We start from the raw sequence: 18535 nt of genomic DNA, 5'->3' as shown, positions 1-18535 counted from the left end.
CAGCTCGCACTGGCGCTCGACAGAGTTATCTGGAACCACCTGATTACTCGACTGGCTTGTAGCTCTGCGAGGCGTAACTGCCTTGCATGATGATGGGCTTCATCTGCGAGAAATGGGAATCCGCGGAGAACGTGATCGGACCCATGACACCCGTCTCGAAGTTCTTCATCTTCTCGAGTTCACCGTTCGCACATGCCCAAGTGACGGCCTTGCCACACCGACGGATCGCCTCGAGCATCGTCACCGTGGCCGCGTAGCCAATTGGCGTGAAGCGATTGACCTTCTTGACTTCGTCGGCCGAGTTGAACTTCTTGACCTTCTCTATGAAGGACACGCCGCGGGCGCCCTCCTCAGGTTCAACATAGTCCGACACGTAGATGCCGTCACCGGCGGGCCCCATCAGCTGCAACGTCGTCGGGAAGCGGCCGATGAAGAAAATTCCCGTCGGGACCCTCGCGCCCAGCCGCTGCAGCTCCTTCACCATCACCACGTTCTCGTTCAGGATGCCACCTGCGATGAGCGCCTCTCCACCAGCCTTGGTGAAGCGCGCCATCTCCGAGGAAAAGTCCTGCTGCCCACGCGTGTACATCTGCTTGGAAACAACGTTCAGCTTGAACTCCTTCGCCGCTCGCTCGAAGCCTTCCCGGACCAGTTCTCCGGACTCGTCGTCCTGCGACACGATCCCCCACTTCTTCCCGGGATTCTTAGCGTCCATCTGCTTGACAAGCTCATAGATCAGGACGTCGTACGTCTGACCCAGGACGAATATGTTCTTCTTCACCGGCGTGAACAGCTGCTTTCCGTATCCAGCAGCGCTGATAGTCACAATGCCCGACTGCTCGATGAGCGGAAGGGCCGCGAGACCTTGGCTCGCCCCGGAAGTAGCGACGATGCCGAAGACCTTGTCGGACGTGATCAGCTTGCGCATGGCCTGGATCGTCCGGGTGGGCTGGTAGCCATCGTCCTCGGACACGAGGCGGACTTTGCGGCCATTGATGCCGCCCGCGGCATTCACCTCGGCAATTGCGGTTCGCGTCCCGATCGTGTGGCCACTGCCGACCAGAGCGGGCGGGCCAGTGAAAGGCAGCACCTCGCCAAGGACAATCTCGGTGTCGGTGATCCCTTGCTGTTGGGCAAAGGCAGGGCCGGCGAGGACGGCGGCGGCGAGCGGGATCACCGCACTGCGAAGGAATCGAAGCATGTTGTCTCCTGTCTTTGGATCAAGCGAATGGAATGAAAGCGGACTCAATACTCCAGGGGCCAATGAGTCCAGGAGTGGCGGAAGTCCTGCCACATCCCGCGAAGCCCGCGCGGATCGAATCGGAGGAACGCGACCACCGCGAACCCGTAAAGCACGCTCTTGATCTCAAGGGCTCGTGAACTGAACAAGTCGGTTATCCGGGTGCCGAAGAACGAGAAGGCCAGCGTGGTCACTTCCGGCAGGGAGACGATGAAGACCGTGCCTAGCACCGCACCCAGGATGGAGCCGGGACCGCCGACGACCAAGATGGCGAGTGCTTCGATGCTCAGAAGGAAAGGAAAAGCCTCGACCGTGATGAAACTCAAGTACATCGCCATCAGCGCACCCGCGATGCCGGTGATGAAGGCGCTGATGACGAACGCCATCAGCTTGTAGCGCACGAGGTTGATTCCCATTGTCTGCGCCGCGATGTCGTTGTCACGAATCGCCATGAACGCTCGCCCAAGCGCTGTGCGGCGCAAGTTGAGGCAAGCTACCGCCACCACGACCGTGAAGCCGAGACATAGCCAGTAGAAGCCGACATCGCTGGAAGCATCGAATCCAAGCACCTTGGGCCGGGGAACGGACAATCCACGGCCGCCGCCGGTGAACGACCCGCCAGCGAGCACCAGGCGATTGGCGATGAACGCGAAGGCCAGCGTCGTGATGGCGAGATACAGATCCTTCAGCCGCAGCGAAGGAATCCCGACGATCAGCCCTCCAAGTGCTGGCGTTGCGCCTGCGAGCACGATCGCGACGAGCGGATGCCAGCCGAAATTGGTTACCGCGATGCCGTACGCATACGCCCCCAAAAGCAGGAAGGCGACATGCCCCAAGGAGATCAGCCCTGTGAAGCCTGTTAGCACCGTGAGCCCCAGCGCGCCCACCAAGGTGAACAGGATGATCGTCAGGTGAGATAGCAGGTAGGGACTGAGTACATAGGGCGCGGCCAGCATCCCGCCAGCCAACACGACCAGCCAGCACTTCACCACCCGGGAGTCCGTCAGCGCGACGAGTTCCGAGAACCGTTCTTTGTAGAAGCCACTTCGCATTTTTTAGACTCGCTCGATTTTTTTCTCGCCGAACAGACCGAAAGGGCGGACCATCAGCACCACGATGATCAGCATGAAGCCGGCGATGTCCTTGAACGTCGATGAGACATAACCGCCGATCAAGTTCTCGTACACGCCGATCAGCAATCCGCTGATGCCGGACCCGATGACCGAGTCAAAACCACCCAGTACCGTCGCGGGAAACGCCTTCAGCCCCAATGCGAACAACGTTGGCGACAAGTTGTAGATGGCGGCGAAGAAGATGCCGGCCAGCCCCGCGAGCGCGGACGACGTGGCCCATGCGACCGTCTGCATCCGTGCAGTGGAAATTCCCATCAGTCGGGCCGTCCGCTCGTCCGCAGCTGCGGCTCGCATCGCAATGCCGAACCGGCTGTACGTGAAAAATGCCCAGAATCCGGCCGCTGCGGCGAGCAGGAAGCCGATGACGGCCAGTTGTGGCGCGCGAACATTGATTCCGCCCAGCGAAAGCATGTCGTCGGCACCGTGTTGCAGCTCGTGCGGCGTCGCGTCCCAGAACAGGAGTACGAGGGAACGCAGCATTACGGCCACGCCAACCGTGACAAGGACTCCGGAGAACAATGGCTCGCCGAGCATCGGCCGCATGACGAAGCGTTCCACCACCAGGCCAACGAGGGCTCCGACACCCATGGCGATCACAAGCGTGGACCAGGTGCCGAGATCAAGCGTCGTTGCGATCGACCAGGAGATGTAGGCCGTCAGCATGCCGATCTCGCCTTGCGCGAAGTTCACCAGACCTGTGGCCCGGTAGACGACTGCATAGGCCATGGCAATCAGACCGTAGATGGCGCCGATGGAAAGTCCCGAGAGGACCAGTTCAAAAAAGTAGCGCATGGGTCAGCCTCCCCCGTAGATCTGCTTCATTTCGTTGCCGAACTTCTTGTCAATGATCGAACGGCGAACCTTCTGCGTCGCCGTGAGCTCACCGTCATCGTGGTCGAGCTCCTTCTCCAGCAGGACGAACTTGCGGATACTTTCAGCGCGGGAGAAGCGCGAGTTCGCCTCGTCGACCACGGTGCCGATCAATTCCCGCACGGCGGGAAGCGCGGCGAGCGATTTGAAGGTCGTATACGGGATGTCGCGATCGCTGGCCCAACGCCCGACGTTCTCCAGATCGATCTGGATCAAGGCGCCGACGAATGGCTTTCCCTCGCCCACGACGATCGCCTCGTGAACATACAAGCTGTCGCGTAAGGCGTTCTCGAGCTCCGACGGAGCGACGTTCTTGCCGCCGCTCGTGATGATGATGGCCTTCTTGCGGTCGACCACCGAGATCTGACCGGAGCCATCGTCCGCGACGATGTCGCCGGTCGCCAGCCAACCATCGGTGTCGATCGTTGCGGCCGTGGCTTTTTCGTCGTTCAGGTAGCCTCTGAAAACGCCCTTGGAGCGCAGGAACAACTCGCCGTCCGTGCCGAGCTTCCATTCGGTGCCATCGAAGGCGCGGCCGCAGCCACCAACTTTCCAGGCAGCCTCAGGGGGTTGCACAAAGGCCAGGCCGGCGGATTCAGTCAGACCGTATCCCTGGCTCACTGGGATGCCGATGACTTCGAAGAAGCGCAGCGTTTCGGGCGAGATCGCAGCCCCCGCGCATAGTCGAACACGGCTTCGATCAAGACCCATGTGCATCTGCATGCTCCGGAACAGCAGCAGGTAGAGGAAGCCGAACGCCAGCTTGTCCAAGGGCGTCGCCACTCCTTGGCGGGCGGCGCGACGGTCGGACAGTGCCCGCCCTCTCGTCATGCCCCATTCGAAAACCTTGCGTTTCCACCACTTCGCATCACGGATCCGGACCGTGAAGCCTTGCTGGAGTTTTTCCCAGATGCGAGGGACACCGAGAAAGTAGGTCGGTGCAATCTCCCGGATGTTTCCGGCTACTGTGTCAATCGACTCCGCGAAATTCATCGTCCCGCCGACGACCAGATGGAGCGCCATGCCAAAGCCGCGCTCCGCTGCGTGGCAAAGCGGCAGGTACGAAACAGCGTGGTATGGATGTCCAAGCATCGCGCAGCGAGTCGCGAATCCATGCGCTGCATAGATCAGGTTGCGATGGGATAGCCTGGCGCCCTTGGGGGGGCCGGTGGTTCCGGACGTGTACACAAGGACCGGGATGTCGTCTGGCGACAGGGCCTCCACCTCCTGTTCGAGCTGTTGCAGTGCCGACGGCTCGGTCTCCTGCAGAGCGCGCCCCATGTCCAGCAGCATCGCGAATGACTCCGGTTCGCCCTGCTGATAGCCGCGCATGCCCTTCATGTCGACGCAGAAGATGCGCTCCAGCGCAGGCAATCCTTCGCCGTTGTCGCGCGCGTCGATGACTTTGTCGGTCTGCTCCTGGTCGCCGCAAATGGCCACGCGCGCACCACAGTGCCGTGCGATGTACTGCAGTTCCGGCCAAGGGTTGGTCGGGTAGATGCCCACCACCTCGACACCGATCATCTGAGCGCCGAGGTCGGCGCAAACCCATTCGGGTGTGTTCTCGCTGGCGACAATGATGCGGTCACCTCGGCGCAGCCCCAGTCGCCGCAGGCCAAGCGCCACCATCTGCGCCCGCTTCTCGTACTGAGCCCAAGAGACCGTCTTCCAGATGCCGTGCTCTTTCTCGCGGAGCGCTGTCGCATTCGGATGCGCTTTGGCGTGGGCACGCAAGAGCCCAGGCAGCGTCGCATTGCCATCGTTCAGTTTGTGCTCGCTCATTCGTGCCCCTCTTCACCCAAGTACGCCGCAACCACTGCGGGATGCACCGCAACTTCGTCGGGAGTTCCCTGCGCGATCAGGCTGCCGAAATCCAGCACGTAGATCCGGTCCGACAGGTCCATGACAATCTGCATGTCGTGCTCGATCATGAGGATGGCCACGCCGAATTCGTCTCGAATGTCCAGCGTGAACCGTGCGACATCTTCCTTCTCCTCGCGGTTCATGCCCGCAACAATCTCGTCGAGCAGGAGAATTTTCGGATTGCAAGCGAGCGCGCGTCCGAGCTCGACTCGCTTCTGCTGCCCATAGGCAAGTTGACTCACCGGCTTGTCGCGCAGGTCCTCGATTTCCAAGAACTCGATGATTTCCTCCACGCGCTCGCGGCCCTCAATTTCCTCGCGCCGGCTGCTACCCCAGAAAAGGAGTGACTGCAGCACGTTGCTGCGGAAGTGGATATGGCGTCCCACCAAAAGGTTCTCCACCACCGTGCCTTGGCGGAACAGCGCCAGATTCTGGAACGTCCTGCCGATGCCGAGGCGCGCGAAGTCATACGACCTCAATCCCGCCGTGTCATCCCCTTCGAATAGGATTTGTCCAGTGGTCGGTGGAAGCACTCCGCTCACCAGGTTGAAGGTGGTGGTCTTGCCGGCGCCGTTGGGGCCGATGAGGCTCACAATCTCCCGCGGCATGACCTTCAGACTGACTTCGTTGACGGCCTTCACGCCACCGAAACGTTTGGAGATCCCACGCGCCTCGAGAATCGGGGTTGCGTTCGCATTCACGAGAGCCACCTCTTGCGCCGCTTGTAGTGCTTGACGTCCCTCATGCTGGTGCGGCCCTGATGAGCATTGATGCCCAGGTAGAACTCGCGGATGTCGGCGTTGTCCCTCAGCTTCTCGCTCGTGCCATCCAGCACGACCCGGCCGTTTTCCATGATGTACGCGTAGTCCGCGATCGCAAGTGCACGCGTGGCGTTCTGCTCGACCAGGAGAATGGTCAGGCCCGCCGCATCTCGCAGCCTTTGGATGGCACCGAAGATTTCCGTGACGATTTTTGGCGAGAGGCCCAGAGAGGGCTCATCGAGCGCGAGAAGCGTCGGCCGTGCCATCAACGCACGACCGATTGCCACCATTTGCTGCTCGCCGCCGGACAGGTATCCCGCCACCGTCCGCCTCAAATCGACCAAGCGGGGAAAGAGATTGAACACGAACTCGCGCGACTGGTTCACTGCAGCGCGACCCTGGAGATGCGCGCCGGCCAAAAGGTTTTCCTCGACCGTCAATGTCTGGAAAAGGCGCCGGCCTTCGGGCACTTGAACCAGCCCGCGCCCTACGATGGCGTTAGCGGCTTCGCGCTCGACGGGCACGCCGCCCAGCCGGACCGATCCTTTTTCGATTTCACCGTCCTCCGCATCCAGCACGCCGGAGACTGCCTTCAGCACGGTGCTCTTTCCCGCTCCGTTGGGCCCAAGGAGCGCGACAACCTGACCTTTGCGGACTTCCAGTGAAAGGTCACGGACCGCTTGAATCGCGCCGCCGTAGACGACTTGCAAGTTTCGGATGGACAACATGATCCGTGGGTTCAAAAAATGATGGATATGAAGCATAAATAGGCCGTCTCGTCGGTCTATTTATGAGGGATTCTAACGACCAATAGTTTTTAGGATACGGGGTTTACCCGCCCTCGCGACAACCGCTTTGGGCGAGAGTGGGGACCTGCAGAGCGCGCCGCGAGGTTCGACGATCAGCGCCGCGGTGAGATCTCCGAACACCCCGCACGTAGGCGGCAAACTTGACGTCCCATTGCTGCCCCAAGTCCGACGGGGGCCTGGTCCACGCCACTGAAGGGTGGATGCGTGCCTCGAAAGCGCCAGAGTGTGCGGACCACCAGCGTGCAGCGCCAGCCGCGACTCAGAAGAGTGGGGTCGTACCGACACTGGCCGCCAGCCGTGCTTACCACGGCCGGCATCAAAGTATTCGAGCTGATGATCACCGTCAGCCGCTGGCCCAGGACCTCGCCACGGCGGTGCGCGGGCGTGTGCTCGATAAGGACTCTCAGACTGTTCGGCATGCCGCAGCCGAGGTTCAGACCGCGCGGGGCGAAGCAGCCGCCATCGGCAAGAGCGATTTCAGGCGCGGACAGGCCGCGCAGAGCATGGCGGCGGCGCACAACAACCCGACGTTCATGCGTGCTCGCGCCCATGCCGTTCGATGAATGTCCACCCTGCCCAAAAGAGGCATGATTGCGGTGAATCATGGGGCCACTCACACACTCGTGCGCGATTGCCACGATTGCGAGTTGGCGCCGCCGTTGGCATCCGATGTTCAGCCTCTGTTCGAAGAGCTTGGCATCGGGCTTTTTGGGGAGAAAGTCGTCGGGCTTGCTGGATGCGCTAGCGGATGGAAGCGCTTGCCGTGCGGCTCGAAGTCCCCCGTGCGATGCGGCGCGCCATTGGCTCGCCCGGGCAGGTCTCGATCCAGCAGGTGCCGTCGAGCGAGTCGTCGTTTTCGTCGTGGGCCGGCCAGATCCCGTCCCGGGTCATCTGCCTTAGCACGTCCCGGACGAGGGCCTGCACCGCATGTGTCGCCAACGGCTGGGGCCTTGTCGCGTGGGTGGCGAGCACCACCCGTCTCCTCAGGCTGGCGTCGTCGATCAGCGCCGTGCGCAGGTGTCCAGCGGCGATCTCCTCCGCCACCGCGCCCTGCGGAAGGATGGTGCTGCCGAGGCCCGCTTCTGCTGCCCGCCTGACGCCGCCGAGCGACTCGATCTCGGCGACGACGTCCAACTGGATGCCCAGCGGCGCGCAGGCCTGGTCGATCAGCCGGCGCAATCCGTGCGCGCGTCCCGGCAGCACCAGGGGCCATCGCCCGAGCGATGCCGTCGAAAGCCTCTTGGAGACCCGAGTGTTCTCGATGCTCGCGAGCGGCGCCAGGCGGTCCTCCAGCAGCAGTTCCTTGCACGCGTCGGTCTCGGGCTCTTCCCCGTAGAGCAGCGCAATGTCCACCCGGCCGGACTGCAGCCGCTCGAGCACGAAGCCGCTGTAGGCCTCCATGAGCGCCGACATCTGCAGTACAAGCGCCGGTTGCGCGACATGCAATGCGGTGAGGACGAGGCCGAACTGATGCTGTTGCGCTTCGCGGCGGCAATGGCGACGCGCCTGCACCGTCTGGCACCGGCAGTCGACGGAGTGACCGCCGCTTTCCAAGACGACAAGCGCGTGCGACATGACACGCGACGCGCATTGCGCCTCGGCTTCAGCGGCAAGCTGCGCATCCATCCGCGGCAGATGCCAGTGGTCCATGAGGTCCTCGCGCCGACCGAAAACGAGGTCGACTGGGCCACCGCGTGGTGGCTGCAGACGCGGCATCGGGCGGCGCCGCCGTGCAGGTGGACGGTAGAAGGATCGATCTTCCCGTGGTGCTCCAGGCCCGCCGACTGCTGGCGCGCGTGCGCCGACCTGCAAGGCAGGCGTAAGGCATCAAGCGGCCGGCACCGGCTGACCTCCGCCCCGGCGGCCAGGAAGGCGCGACACCTTCAGAACCCGGAGATCGTTGATGCGACGATATTCCATCCCGTCGCACGTTTATGGTTCGTTCCACCGGTCGTGAGCCGGAGGCTCGGCCCGTCACTTTGATAAACCGACGCGTTGGGTTATAAATGACGAAGCCTCTGGCGGGGCCGCGCGATCCCGCAGGTTGCCGTCCAGTGCCGCGCATTGGCGCCTGTTTGCACTCGTCGCCGCATCCCAATCTAGGACCCATTCCATGAATGTGCTGATCATCCATGCCCACCCTGAGCCGCGCTCCTTCAACCGCGCATTGCTGGATACCGCCGTGCGCACGCTAAGTGAGCAGGGCCACCATGTCGTGGTGTCCGACCTCTATGCCATGGGCTTTAACGCGGCGGCCGGACCCGAGGACTTCAGCGAGCGCCGCTTCCCCGATGCCTTGCAGTACGACCGCGAGCAGAAGCAGGCGTCGCAGCGCGGCAGCTTCGCGCCCGACATCCAGCGGGAGATCGACAAGTTGCTCGCCTGCGACCTGCTAATTCTGCAGTTCCCGCTCTGGTGGTTCTCGGTGCCCGCCATCCTCAAGGGCTGGATCGACCGGGTCTTCGTCAACGGCTTGGTCTATGGCGCGGGCGGCAAGCGCTTCGACCAGGGCGGGCTGCGGGGCCGGCGGGCCATGCTGTCGTTCACCACGGGTTGCTTCCCGGCCATGATGGACAGCGACGGCCTATTGGGCGAGCGCGACGTGATCCTGTGGCATCTTCAGCATGGCGTCTTCGGCTACAGCGGCCTGCAGGTGCTGCCGCCCTTCGTGGGCTGGGCCATCCAGTACAGCGACGAGGCCCAGCGCGCGGCCCACCTCGAGGCGTGGGCAAGGCGTCTTCGCGGCATCGAGCATGAAAGCCCCATGCCCACGCATCCCCTCTCGGACTTCGGTCCCGATTGGCGGCTAAAGCCCGAGGTCGAGCCGCGCACGGCGGGCCATCGCCGCGCCGGATCTGGGCCCGCAGCGGGGCAGGGCCGATGAGCGCAGGCCCGACCGCGCCCCACCTCGCCGGCCGGCTCCGGCTGCGCGCCGCCGGAGCCGGCACCGCGCCGCCGAGCGAGCAGCCGGCATCGCTGCCCACGCTGGACGACGTGCCCATCACCACTCGCGAGGTCTTGGCCCGGATGGGGGCGGCTATGGCTGCGGCTGCGCTGTCGCCATCGACGTCCCCAAGCGCTGCCTGATGGCCTTCGCGGGGCGCTGAGTCAGACCTGCTCGTCGGGCAGCTGCACCCGCAGGCCCTCCAGCTCGGCCTGCATCCGGATCTGGCAGCAGAGCCGGCTGGTGTCGCGCAGGTCGGGCACGCCCTCCAGCATGAAGGCCTCGGTCTCGGAGCGCGCGGGCAGCAGGGGCAGGAAGGCCGGGTCCACGTAGCCGTGGCAGGTGGCGCAGCTGCAGGCCCCGCCGCAGTCGCCCAGGATGCCCGGCACGCCGTGGTCGACGGCCAACTGCATCAGGCTGCGTCCCACCGGCGCCGCGACGGCATGTTCGGCACCTTGGGGGTCGATGAAAACAACGGTGGGCATGGGAGTTTCGTCCTTCGTGAAAGTCGCAAAAATAGGGTTTGACATAGTCCGTCTCGTCGGACTATTATTCCATCAACGCACTCGCCAGACAACACACATTGACATCGAACGGAGGACCCTGACATGGACCCCTGCGCCCACGTGATCCCCATCACCCCCGCGACCGCTGCTGCCGCAGCGCCGCGCTGGGACCAACTCGTCGGCGACGGCCACGTGCACGGCTCGCTCTACACCAACCCGGCCATTTACCAGGCCGAGCTGGAGAAGATCTGGTTCCGCACCTGGGTCTACGTCGGCCACGAGAGCGAGATCCCCGACGCCAACGACTACGTCATGAAGTCCATCGGCCCCGAGCCGGTGCTCATGACGCGCGACCGCACCGGGCAGATCCACCTGCTGCACAACCGCTGCCCGCACCGCGGCAACCGCGTGTGCATGACGGAGCAGGGCAATGCGCGCTCCTTCACCTGCCCTTATCACGGTTGGACCTTCGCCAACGACGGCGCACTCAAGGGCTGGCCCTTTCCCTCGGGCTACGAGGGCGTGGACCGCAAGGACCACGGTCTGGGCAAGGTGGCGCGCGTGGCCAGCTACCGCGGCTTCGTCTTCGGCTCCATGGCGGCCGAAGGCCCCAGCCTGGAGGAACATCTGGGCGCGGCCATGAAGTCCATCGACGCGCTGTGCGAGACCTCGCCCGAGGGCGAGGTGCAGGTGACGGCCGGCTTCCTCAAGCACAAGGTCAAGGCCAACTGGAAGTTCCTGGTCGAGAACGAGACCGACGGCTACCACCCGTCCTTCGTGCATGCCTCGATCTTCGAGGTGGCGCAAAGCGGCATCGGCACGCTCTACAGCGCCGAGTCCACCGCCGTGTCGCGCGATTTCGGCAACGGCCACACCGAGAACGACCTGCGGCCCGAGTTCCGCAAGCGCGACGTGCCCATGTCGTGGTTCGGCGCCACGGCCGACCGGCTGCCCGACTACACCGCGAAGATGAACGCCGCGTACGGCGAGGAGAGGGCACGCCGGATCATGATCGACGGCACGCCGCACATCATGATCTTCCCGAACCTGTTCATCGCGGAGATCCAGATCTTCGTGCTGCAGCCGCTGTCGGTGAACGAGACCGTGCAGCACGTGACCGCATTGCAGTTCAAGGGCGCGCCCGACCTCAATCGCCGCATGCGCCAGCAGACCATGGGCTCGGTGGGGCCCGCGGGCTTCCTGCTGGCCGACGATGCCGAGATGTACGAGCGCACGCAGATGGGCGTGCAGATGCGCAAGCCCGAGTGGCTGTTCCTGGGCCGCGGAAAGCATCGCGAGCGCCGTGACGAGGACGGCTTCCTGATCGGCGACAACACCGACGAGGTGCCCAGCCGCGGCATCTGGCGCCACTACCGGCAGATGATGGAGGCCGCGTGATGCCGATGAGCCCCGAAGAGCGTGCCGCGCTCGAAGACGCCACCCGCTTCATCTACCGCGAGGCGCGCCTGCAGGACGAGCACCGCTATGACGACTGGGAGGCGCTGTGGACCGACGACGGCGTGTACTGGGTGCCGGCCAACGGCGACGGCGGCGATCCGGAGCAGGTCATGTCCATCATCTATGACAACCGCTCGCGCATCGCGCTGCGCATCCGTCAGTACCACACCGGCAAGCGATTCAGCCAGACGCCGCAGTCGCGCCTGCGCCGCCTGGTGTCCAACATCGAGGTCAATGAAGACGACGGCCAGGAGCTGTCGGTGGGCTGCAACATGCTGATCTTCGAGAACCAGACCCGCGGCGACGTGCTGTGGGCCGCGCGCACCGAATACCGGCTGCGCCGCGTGGACGGCGCGCTGCGCATGGTGCGCAAGAAGGTGAACCTGGTGAACAACCAGGACGCCCTCTATTCCATGGCCTTCCTGGTCTAACCGCGCCTCGACGGCCCACACGGAGACAAGCCCATGAACACCCCGACCCAACCCGGCCTCGAGCGATTGGTGGCCGACGGCCCGGTGCTGCTGAGCCTGCATGCGGATGGCGTGGCCCATCTGCACCTGAACCGGCCCGATGCGGCCAATGGCCTGAACGTGGAGTTGCTGCGTGCGCTGCATGACGCCGTGCTGCGCATCCATGGCGATGGCCGCGTGCGTGCCGTGCTGCTGACCGGCGAGGGCAAGCACTTCTGCGCCGGCGGTGATGTCCACACCTTCCTCTCCAAGGGCGAGGCCCTGCCGGACTACATCCGCGTGGCGACCGCACTGCTGCAGCTGGCCACCGCTGCGCTCATGCGGCTCAACCCGCCGGTGGTCGCCGCGGTGCATGGCTTCGCGGCGGGCGGTGGCGGCATGGGCCTGGTCTGTTCCAGCGACTTCGTGCTGGCAGCCGAGTCGGCCAAGTTCCTGGCCGGCGCCACGCGTGTGGCCATGGTGCCCGATGCCGGCGTGTCGGTGACGCTCACGCAGCTGGTGGGCTTTCGCCGCGCCATGGAGATCCTCATGCTCAACCCGACGCTCAGTGCTGCAGAGGCGAAGGAGATCGGCCTCGTCACTCGCGTGGTGCCCGATGCCGAATTGCAGGACGCCGCCTGGGCGCTGGCCCGCGAACTGGCGGCTGGCGCGCCGGCCGCGCTCGCCAATACCAAGCGCCTGCTGTGGAACGGCATCGGCCAGGGCGTGGAGGCGGCCATGCCCGAAGAGAACCATGCGCAGTCCTTCCTCTCGGGCATGGCCGATGCGCGCGAGGGCCTGGCGGCCGTGATCGAGAAGCGCGCCCCGCGCTTCACGGGGCGCTGAATGCCAGGCGCAACCGCGCCGCGGCGACGCGCGCTGGTGACCGGCGGTGCCCGTGGCATCGGCGCGGCCATCGTGCGGCGCCTGGCGGCCGATGGGCTCGACGTGTGGTGCGCGGACCTGGATGCGGAGGCGGCCCAGGCCCTGGCCGATGAAACCGGCGCCACGGCCTGCGCCCTCGACGTCTGCGACTTCGACCGCGTGCATGCCGCGTTGGCCGGGATCGGCCCGCTCGACGTGCTGGTCAACAACGCGGGTGTAGACCAGCATGCCTTCTTCACGCAGACCACGCCCGCCGACTGGCGCCGTCTGCTGGCCGTGAACCTGGAGGCCGTGCTCAACACCACGCATGCCGTGCTGCCGGGCATGCAGGCCCGCGGCCACGGCCGCATCGTCAACGTGGCCTCCGAGGCCGGCCGCCTCGGCTCGCGCGGCGGCTCGGTCTATGCGGCGGCCAAGGGCGGGGTGATCGCCTTCACCCGCTCGATCGCGCGTGAGAACGGCCGCAAGGGCATCACCGCCAACGTGGTGGCGCCGGGCCCCATCGACACGCCCTTGCTGAGGCAGGCCGTGGCATCGGGCGGCGACCAGCTGAGGGACGCCATGACGCAGGCCACGCTGCTGGGCCGCCTGGGCAGCGCCGAGGAGGTGGCGGCGGCCGTGGCCTTCCTGGCGTCGGAGCAGGCCAGCTACGTGACTGGCGAGGTGTTGGGCGTGTCCGGCGGTATGGGGTGCGGGGCATGAGCGGCGATCCGCCCACGACCGCCGACGACAGCGCCGTCGATGCCGTCATCGCCAAGGTCCGCGCCGTCTATGGCCGCTGGCGCCGCGACACGCCCGTGGCGCAGATGCGCGCGGACTGGGACCAGCTCTTCGGTGCCACCGGCGAGGCCAGCTTCACGCCCATGCAGGCTGACGGCGTGCCCTGCGCCTGGATCGCTGCGCCCGGCGTGCGCGAGGACCGCGCGATCGTCTACTTCCATGGCGGCGGCTTCCAGGTCGGCTCGCTGCAGTCGCATCGCGAACTGATGGGCCGACTCTCCGCTGCCGCGGGCGTGCGGGTGCTGGGCGTGGACTACCGGCTCGCGCCGGAACATCGCTATCCCGCGCCGCTGGAGGATGCGCTCGCCGTGATGCGCTGGCTGGGCACGCAGGGCCTGGCCCCGCACCACATCGCGCTGGCCGGCGACTCCGCAGGCGGCGGCCTGGCCATCACGGCCCTGCTGGCCCTGCAGGGCCAGGGCGTGCCCGCAGCGGCTTTCACCCTGTCGGCTTGGACCGACCTGACGGCTGCGGGCGCCAGCTACGAGAGCCGTGCGGCCAGCGATCCGATCCACCAGCGCGCCATGATCCAGGCCATGGCGCGCAATGCCCTCGGGCCCGATGGCGATGCGCGCCATCCCCTGGCCTCGCCGTTGCATGCGCAGCCCGAGCAACTCACCCTGCTGCCGCCCCTGCTGCTGCAGGTGGGCGACCGCGAGACCGTGCTGAGCGACTCCGAGGACTTCGCCCGCAAGGTCGAGGCCGCCGGCGGCAGCGCGAAGTGCGAGGTCTGGCCGGGGATGATTCATGTCTTCCAGCAGTTCCCTGACCTGCTGCCGCAGGCCCGGGAGGCCGTCGAGCGCGGCGGCCGCTTCCTGGCCGGGCACCTGGACCTGGGCCCGCACTGAGCCGGGAGCGCCGCAGGCCATGTTCGACGGCAACCCGAATCCCCACACGCATGTAGGCCCCGCAGCGGCGTCCGGCGCGATGGACGACTTTCCGACGCGGCACACCATCGAGGTCTTCCAGGTGAGACAGGCGCTGCTCGGCGCACGTGCCCGGGGCCTGGACGTGGAGCGGCTGCTGGGCCGCGCACGCATCCCAGCCGCACTGCTGCAGTCGGGTCATGCACGCGTGACCCTGCCGCAGTACGCATCGCTGCTGGCCGTGCTGCGGCACGCCATGCGCGACGAGCTGTGGGGCCTGTGCCCCCATCCCGTGCCCATCGGCACCTTCGCCGCAGTCTGCCGTGCCGCGCTGGCCGCACCCACCCTGGGCGAGGCGATCCAGGCCGGCTTCGGCGTCTACCGTCTGGTCCTCAAGGACTTCTGCCCGCACCTGCGCATCGGCGGGGGAATGGCCCACGTGGTCCTGCCGACCCGGGCCGAGCCCGACGACGCGCTGCGCTACGCCCTGCGCACCTTCACCTTCCTGGGCTATGGCCTGATGTGCTGGCTGGCCGCGCGGCGCATCGATCTGCAGGGCGTGCGCTTCATCGACGATCCCTCCCGCAGTGGGGCGGACATCGGGCGCATGTTCCACGCACCGCTGGCATACGGCGCCGCCCATGCGGGCTTCAGCTTCGACGCCCGCTGGCTGGACCTGCCGGTCATGGCGACGGCCGGCATGCTGCAGGCCTTCCTGTACGAGGCCCCGCTTCCGCTGCTCGTCCACTACCGCGGGGCCGTACGGATGGCCGACCGGGTGCGCAGCCTTCTGCGCGCGCGGCTGCATGCGCAACTGCCCAGCCTGGTCGAGGTGGCCCGCGAGCTCGGCGTTTCCGCGCAGACGCTCAACCGCCGGCTGAGCCTCGAAGGCAGTGCCTACCAGGCGCTGAAGAACGACCTGCGGCGCGATGTGGCCATCGACTACCTCACGCGCTCCGACCTCAGCCTGATGGAAATCGCCAACCGCCTCGGCTTTTCCGAGGCCAGCACCTTCCATCGCTCGTTCAAGGGCTGGACCGGCGTGGCCCCGGGCGAGTACCGTCGCACCGCCTTCGACCTGGGCGGCGACAGCGGGCGCCGCCCGCGGCATGGGGGTCAATGGACGGCACGCGGCACTTCGGCCCAGTAGGGCGCCCGCAGCCGCTTCTTGTCGACCTTGCCGAGGCTGGTCAGGGGGAGGCGGTCGGTAAATTCGACCGACTTGGGCGTGTGCACGACACCGCGCGACTTGCGCACCATGGCCATCAGCGCGGCCGCATCCACCGTGGCCCCGGCGCGGCGCACCACGAAGGCCTTCACCGCTTCGCCCCACTTCGGATCGGGCACGCCCACCACCGCCACGGCGGCCACTTCGGGATGGGTGCCGAGGATGCTCTCGACCTCGGTCGGGTAGACGTTGAAGCCGCCCGAGATGATCAGGTCCTTCTTGCGGTCGACCAGGTAGTAATAGCCCTGCTCGTCGCGGTAGGCCATGTCGCCGGTGTGCAGCCAGTCGCCGGCCAGGGCCTGGGCCGTGAGCGCCGGCTGCTGCCAGTAGCCGGACATCAGCAGCGGCCCGCGCACGCACAGCTCGCCGACCTCGCCGGCCGCGTGCAGTTCGCGTCCTTCTTCATCGATCAGGGCCACGCGCAGGCCGGGGGAGGGTCGCCCGGCCGCCGCCAGGCGCTGGTCGTTGGCGAGCAGATGGTCGCGCTGCGTCAGCGTGAGGACCAGGTTGGGCGACTCGGTCTGGCCATAGATCTGGACCAGGCAGGGGCCGAAGAGCTGCAGCGCCTCGCGGATGCGCGCGGGGGCCATGGGTGCGGCGCCATAGACCAGCGCCTGCAGTTCGCCCCAGTCGATGCGACGGCTGTCCGGGTGGTCGAGCAGGGCATAGATCTGGGTCGGCACGAGGAAGGTCACGTTGCAGCGCTGCCGCTCGATGGCCTCGCCGAAGCGGATCGGGTCGAAGCCGGAGTGCATCAGTACCGAGCCGCCCCGCACCAGCGTCGGCAGGATCAGCGAACCCGCCGCGTGGGTGATCGGCGTGGTGCACAGGAGGCGCACGTCGTCCGGCCAGCCCAGCCCGCCGAGGGCGAGCATGAGGTAGCTGACCAGCGCCCGGTTGGAAAGCATCACGCCCTTGGGCCGCCCCGTGGTGCCGCCGGTATAGGCAAGCCGGATGATGTCCTCGGCCTCGCCTCGTGCCTGCAGCTCGCCCACCGGCAAGCGGCCGACCCGCGCCCAGAAGTCGTCGAAGGGCTGGTCCGCATCGTGGCTGAACCAGTGCGTCACGCCCGGGCACTGCTCGCGCAGCCCGGCCAGGCGCTTGACGTGGGCACCGTCCACCACGGCCAGCCGGGCCTGCGAGTCGTTGAGCACGAAGACGTGGTCGTCGTCGCCGCCCAGCGGATGCAATGCGACCGAACGCGCGCCGAAGACATAGCAGGCCATCATCACCACGAAAGTCTCGACGCGGTTGCCGGCCAGCTGCACCACCGCGTCGCCGCGCCGCAGGCCCAACTGCTCGAACAGCGCGACAGTCTGCGACACCCGGGCTGCCAGCTCCTGGTAGGTGAGGTCGCCGCGCTCGTCGAGAAAGGCGATCCTCTGGGCATGCCGGCGCATGGCGACAATCAGGAGTTCGGCCAGCGTGGCGGTGCCATACAGCAGGGAGGCGTTCATGCGGGGCGGTCGGTACGGACGAAAGCACCCAGCGTAGCGCCGGGTCCTGCCAGGTGCGATGGCATTTATTGCCGTTGCACTGGCGGAAAACCGCAGCCGGGGCCGTGTGGCAGATTTCGCCAACGGCGTGGCGAGATGCGCCATTGCACGCGGGCGGGGGGCTGCGGCACGCTACGGGTCAGCACAACGGCTGCGGCATTCCGGCGCAGCACGAGCCCTTGGAGACGACACGCATGAACCCTGTGCAATCCGGCCGCCGCACTTGCCTGCTGGGCCTCGGCGGTGCCGCGATGGTGGCCGGCCTGCCCTTCGGCCGGGCCGCGGCGGCGACCGATGCCTTTCCGGAGCATGCGCTCAAGTTCGTCGTGCCCTATCCGCCCGGTGGCGGCTCTGACGTGGCGGCGCGCACGGTGTCGGTGCCGCTGTCCGCGCAGTGGAAGCAGCCGGTGGTGATCGACAACCGCACCGGCGCCGGCGGCCTGATCGGCAACGAGTTCGTCGCCAAGGCCCCCGCCAACGGCTACACGCTGCTGCTGGGCATCACGAGCATGGTGCAGTGGCCCTTTCTCTACGACAGCCTGTCCTACGACCTGAAGAAGGACTTCGTGCCCGTCTCGCAGCTGGGTGCGGCGAGCAACCTGCTGGTCGTGCCTTCGAGCGTGAAGGGCGATTCCGTGCGGGCTTTCATCGACATGGTCCGCGCCCAGCCCCGCATCTTCAGCTACGGCTCCTTCGGCAACGGCTCGACCTCGCACATCCAGGGCGAGGCCTTCCGCCGCCAGAACGGGCTGGACATGGTGCACGTGCCCTACAACGGCTCCACGCCGCTGATGAACGCCGTCCTCGGTGCGCAGGTGAGCATGGCCTTCATCGATGTCGGAACGGCCAAGCCCCTGCTCGAATCCGGCCGCTTCAAGGCGCTGGCCCTGACTGGAACCCGCCGTGTGAAGAGCCTGCCCCGCGTGCAGACGCTCAAGGAGCTGGGCTTTGCGGGCTTCGAACCCTATGGATGGTGGGGCGTGTTCGTGCGTTCGGGCACGCCGGCGCCCATCGTGCAGAAGCTGTCGGCCGATTTCGTCGAGGCGATGCGCCGGCCCGAGGTGGTCGCGTGGTTCGAGAGCCGCGACCTCTTCCCCATCGGCAGCAGCGCGGAAGACTTCGCCAAGACGCTGGCGAGCGACGCGGTGGTCTGGGAGAGGGCCATCCGCGAAGCGGGCATCCGGTTGACCTGACACGGCCGCCCTGCGGCCAGACGCCACGCCGAGTTCCCCAAAAAGGAGAAAGAC

The 18535-nt window shown here is 66.2% G+C and carries 17 protein-coding genes; 8 read left to right on the top strand and 9 right to left on the bottom strand.

The annotated features are described in order from the left end of the window. Nucleotides 1–43: 43 nt before the first annotated feature. The 7 genes from AC1VNX_RS24965 to AC1VNX_RS24935 form a co-directional block, all read right to left on the bottom strand. Nucleotides 44–1201, bottom strand: a complete 1158-nt coding sequence (locus tag AC1VNX_RS24965) for an ABC transporter substrate-binding protein (RefSeq protein WP_483160322.1) — start codon at nucleotides 1199–1201, stop codon at nucleotides 44–46. A gap of 44 nt (nucleotides 1202–1245) precedes the next feature. Further along, complete coding sequence (locus AC1VNX_RS24960; RefSeq protein WP_483160321.1) at nucleotides 1246–2292, bottom strand: branched-chain amino acid ABC transporter permease; 1047 nt, start codon at nucleotides 2290–2292, stop codon at nucleotides 1246–1248. Between the two features lie 3 nt (nucleotides 2293–2295). Then, nucleotides 2296–3165, bottom strand: coding sequence for a branched-chain amino acid ABC transporter permease (locus tag AC1VNX_RS24955; RefSeq protein ID WP_483160320.1), 870 nt, complete (start codon nucleotides 3163–3165; stop codon nucleotides 2296–2298). 3 nt (nucleotides 3166–3168) lie between these two features. Then, nucleotides 3169–5025 carry an AMP-dependent synthetase/ligase gene (locus tag AC1VNX_RS24950; protein ID WP_483160319.1) on the bottom strand — a complete coding sequence of 619 codons (1857 nt, stop codon included), beginning with the start codon at nucleotides 5023–5025 and terminating at the stop codon, nucleotides 3169–3171. Beyond that, nucleotides 5022–5807 (bottom strand): ABC transporter ATP-binding protein, encoded by a 786-nt coding sequence (locus AC1VNX_RS24945; RefSeq protein ID WP_483160318.1) that lies wholly within the window; start codon nucleotides 5805–5807, stop codon nucleotides 5022–5024. Before AC1VNX_RS24945 ends, AC1VNX_RS24950 begins: the two co-directional genes overlap by 4 nt. Next, complete coding sequence (locus tag AC1VNX_RS24940; protein WP_483160317.1) at nucleotides 5804–6595, bottom strand: ABC transporter ATP-binding protein; 792 nt, start codon at nucleotides 6593–6595, stop codon at nucleotides 5804–5806. The genes AC1VNX_RS24945 and AC1VNX_RS24940 overlap by 4 nt, the downstream gene beginning before the upstream one ends. Nucleotides 6596–7417: 822 nt before the next feature. Further along, the gene (locus tag AC1VNX_RS24935; RefSeq protein WP_483160316.1) at nucleotides 7418–8326 is read right to left on the bottom strand and encodes a LysR substrate-binding domain-containing protein; all 909 of its coding nucleotides are present in this window, start codon (nucleotides 8324–8326) and stop codon (nucleotides 7418–7420) included. A gap of 463 nt (nucleotides 8327–8789) precedes the next feature. Here AC1VNX_RS24935 and AC1VNX_RS24930 point away from each other — a divergent pair, with 463 nt between their 5' ends. After that, nucleotides 8790–9560: an NAD(P)H-dependent oxidoreductase gene (locus AC1VNX_RS24930; protein ID WP_483160315.1), complete on the top strand. Its 771-nt coding sequence runs from the start codon at nucleotides 8790–8792 to the stop codon at nucleotides 9558–9560. A 224-nt stretch (nucleotides 9561–9784) separates the two neighbouring features. Here AC1VNX_RS24930 and AC1VNX_RS24925 read toward each other — a convergent pair whose 3' ends face one another. Beyond that, nucleotides 9785–10105 (bottom strand): 2Fe-2S iron-sulfur cluster-binding protein, encoded by a 321-nt coding sequence (locus AC1VNX_RS24925; RefSeq protein ID WP_483160314.1) that lies wholly within the window; start codon nucleotides 10103–10105, stop codon nucleotides 9785–9787. A gap of 123 nt (nucleotides 10106–10228) precedes the next feature. On the opposite strand from AC1VNX_RS24925, the gene AC1VNX_RS24920 reads away from it, so the two are divergent. From AC1VNX_RS24920 to AC1VNX_RS24895, 6 genes are read left to right on the top strand one after another with little or no spacing between them, the layout of a single operon-like run. After that, nucleotides 10229–11524: an aromatic ring-hydroxylating oxygenase subunit alpha gene (locus tag AC1VNX_RS24920; RefSeq protein ID WP_483160313.1), complete on the top strand. Its 1296-nt coding sequence runs from the start codon at nucleotides 10229–10231 to the stop codon at nucleotides 11522–11524. Next, nucleotides 11524–12015: an aromatic-ring-hydroxylating dioxygenase subunit beta gene (locus tag AC1VNX_RS24915; protein WP_483160312.1), complete on the top strand. Its 492-nt coding sequence runs from the start codon at nucleotides 11524–11526 to the stop codon at nucleotides 12013–12015. Before AC1VNX_RS24920 ends, AC1VNX_RS24915 begins: the two co-directional genes overlap by 1 nt. 33 nt (nucleotides 12016–12048) lie before the next feature. Further along, the gene (locus AC1VNX_RS24910) at nucleotides 12049–12879 is read left to right on the top strand and encodes an enoyl-CoA hydratase/isomerase family protein (RefSeq protein WP_483160311.1); all 831 of its coding nucleotides are present in this window, start codon (nucleotides 12049–12051) and stop codon (nucleotides 12877–12879) included. Then, nucleotides 12880–13620: an SDR family NAD(P)-dependent oxidoreductase gene (locus AC1VNX_RS24905; protein ID WP_483160310.1), complete on the top strand. Its 741-nt coding sequence runs from the start codon at nucleotides 12880–12882 to the stop codon at nucleotides 13618–13620. Continuing rightward, nucleotides 13617–14546, top strand: a complete 930-nt coding sequence (locus AC1VNX_RS24900; RefSeq protein WP_483160309.1) for an alpha/beta hydrolase — start codon at nucleotides 13617–13619, stop codon at nucleotides 14544–14546. The genes AC1VNX_RS24905 and AC1VNX_RS24900 overlap by 4 nt, the downstream gene beginning before the upstream one ends. Nucleotides 14547–14565: 19 nt before the next feature. Continuing rightward, nucleotides 14566–15714: an AraC family transcriptional regulator gene (locus AC1VNX_RS24895; protein ID WP_483160308.1), complete on the top strand. Its 1149-nt coding sequence runs from the start codon at nucleotides 14566–14568 to the stop codon at nucleotides 15712–15714. On the opposite strand, the gene AC1VNX_RS24890 is transcribed toward AC1VNX_RS24895, so the two are convergent. Continuing rightward, nucleotides 15681–17249, bottom strand: coding sequence for an AMP-binding protein (locus tag AC1VNX_RS24890; RefSeq protein ID WP_483160307.1), 1569 nt, complete (start codon nucleotides 17247–17249; stop codon nucleotides 15681–15683). The two genes, AC1VNX_RS24895 and AC1VNX_RS24890, sit on opposite strands and share 34 nt — an antisense overlap. Nucleotides 17250–17482: 233 nt before the next feature. On the opposite strand from AC1VNX_RS24890, the gene AC1VNX_RS24885 reads away from it, so the two are divergent. Beyond that, the gene (locus tag AC1VNX_RS24885) at nucleotides 17483–18481 is read left to right on the top strand and encodes a Bug family tripartite tricarboxylate transporter substrate binding protein (RefSeq protein ID WP_483160306.1); all 999 of its coding nucleotides are present in this window, start codon (nucleotides 17483–17485) and stop codon (nucleotides 18479–18481) included. Nucleotides 18482–18535 lie beyond the last annotated feature (54 nt).

The sequence above is a fragment of the Variovorax sp. TLI9-5A genome (assembly GCF_056867935.1).
This window is presented reverse-complemented; position numbering and strand designations above follow the sequence as displayed.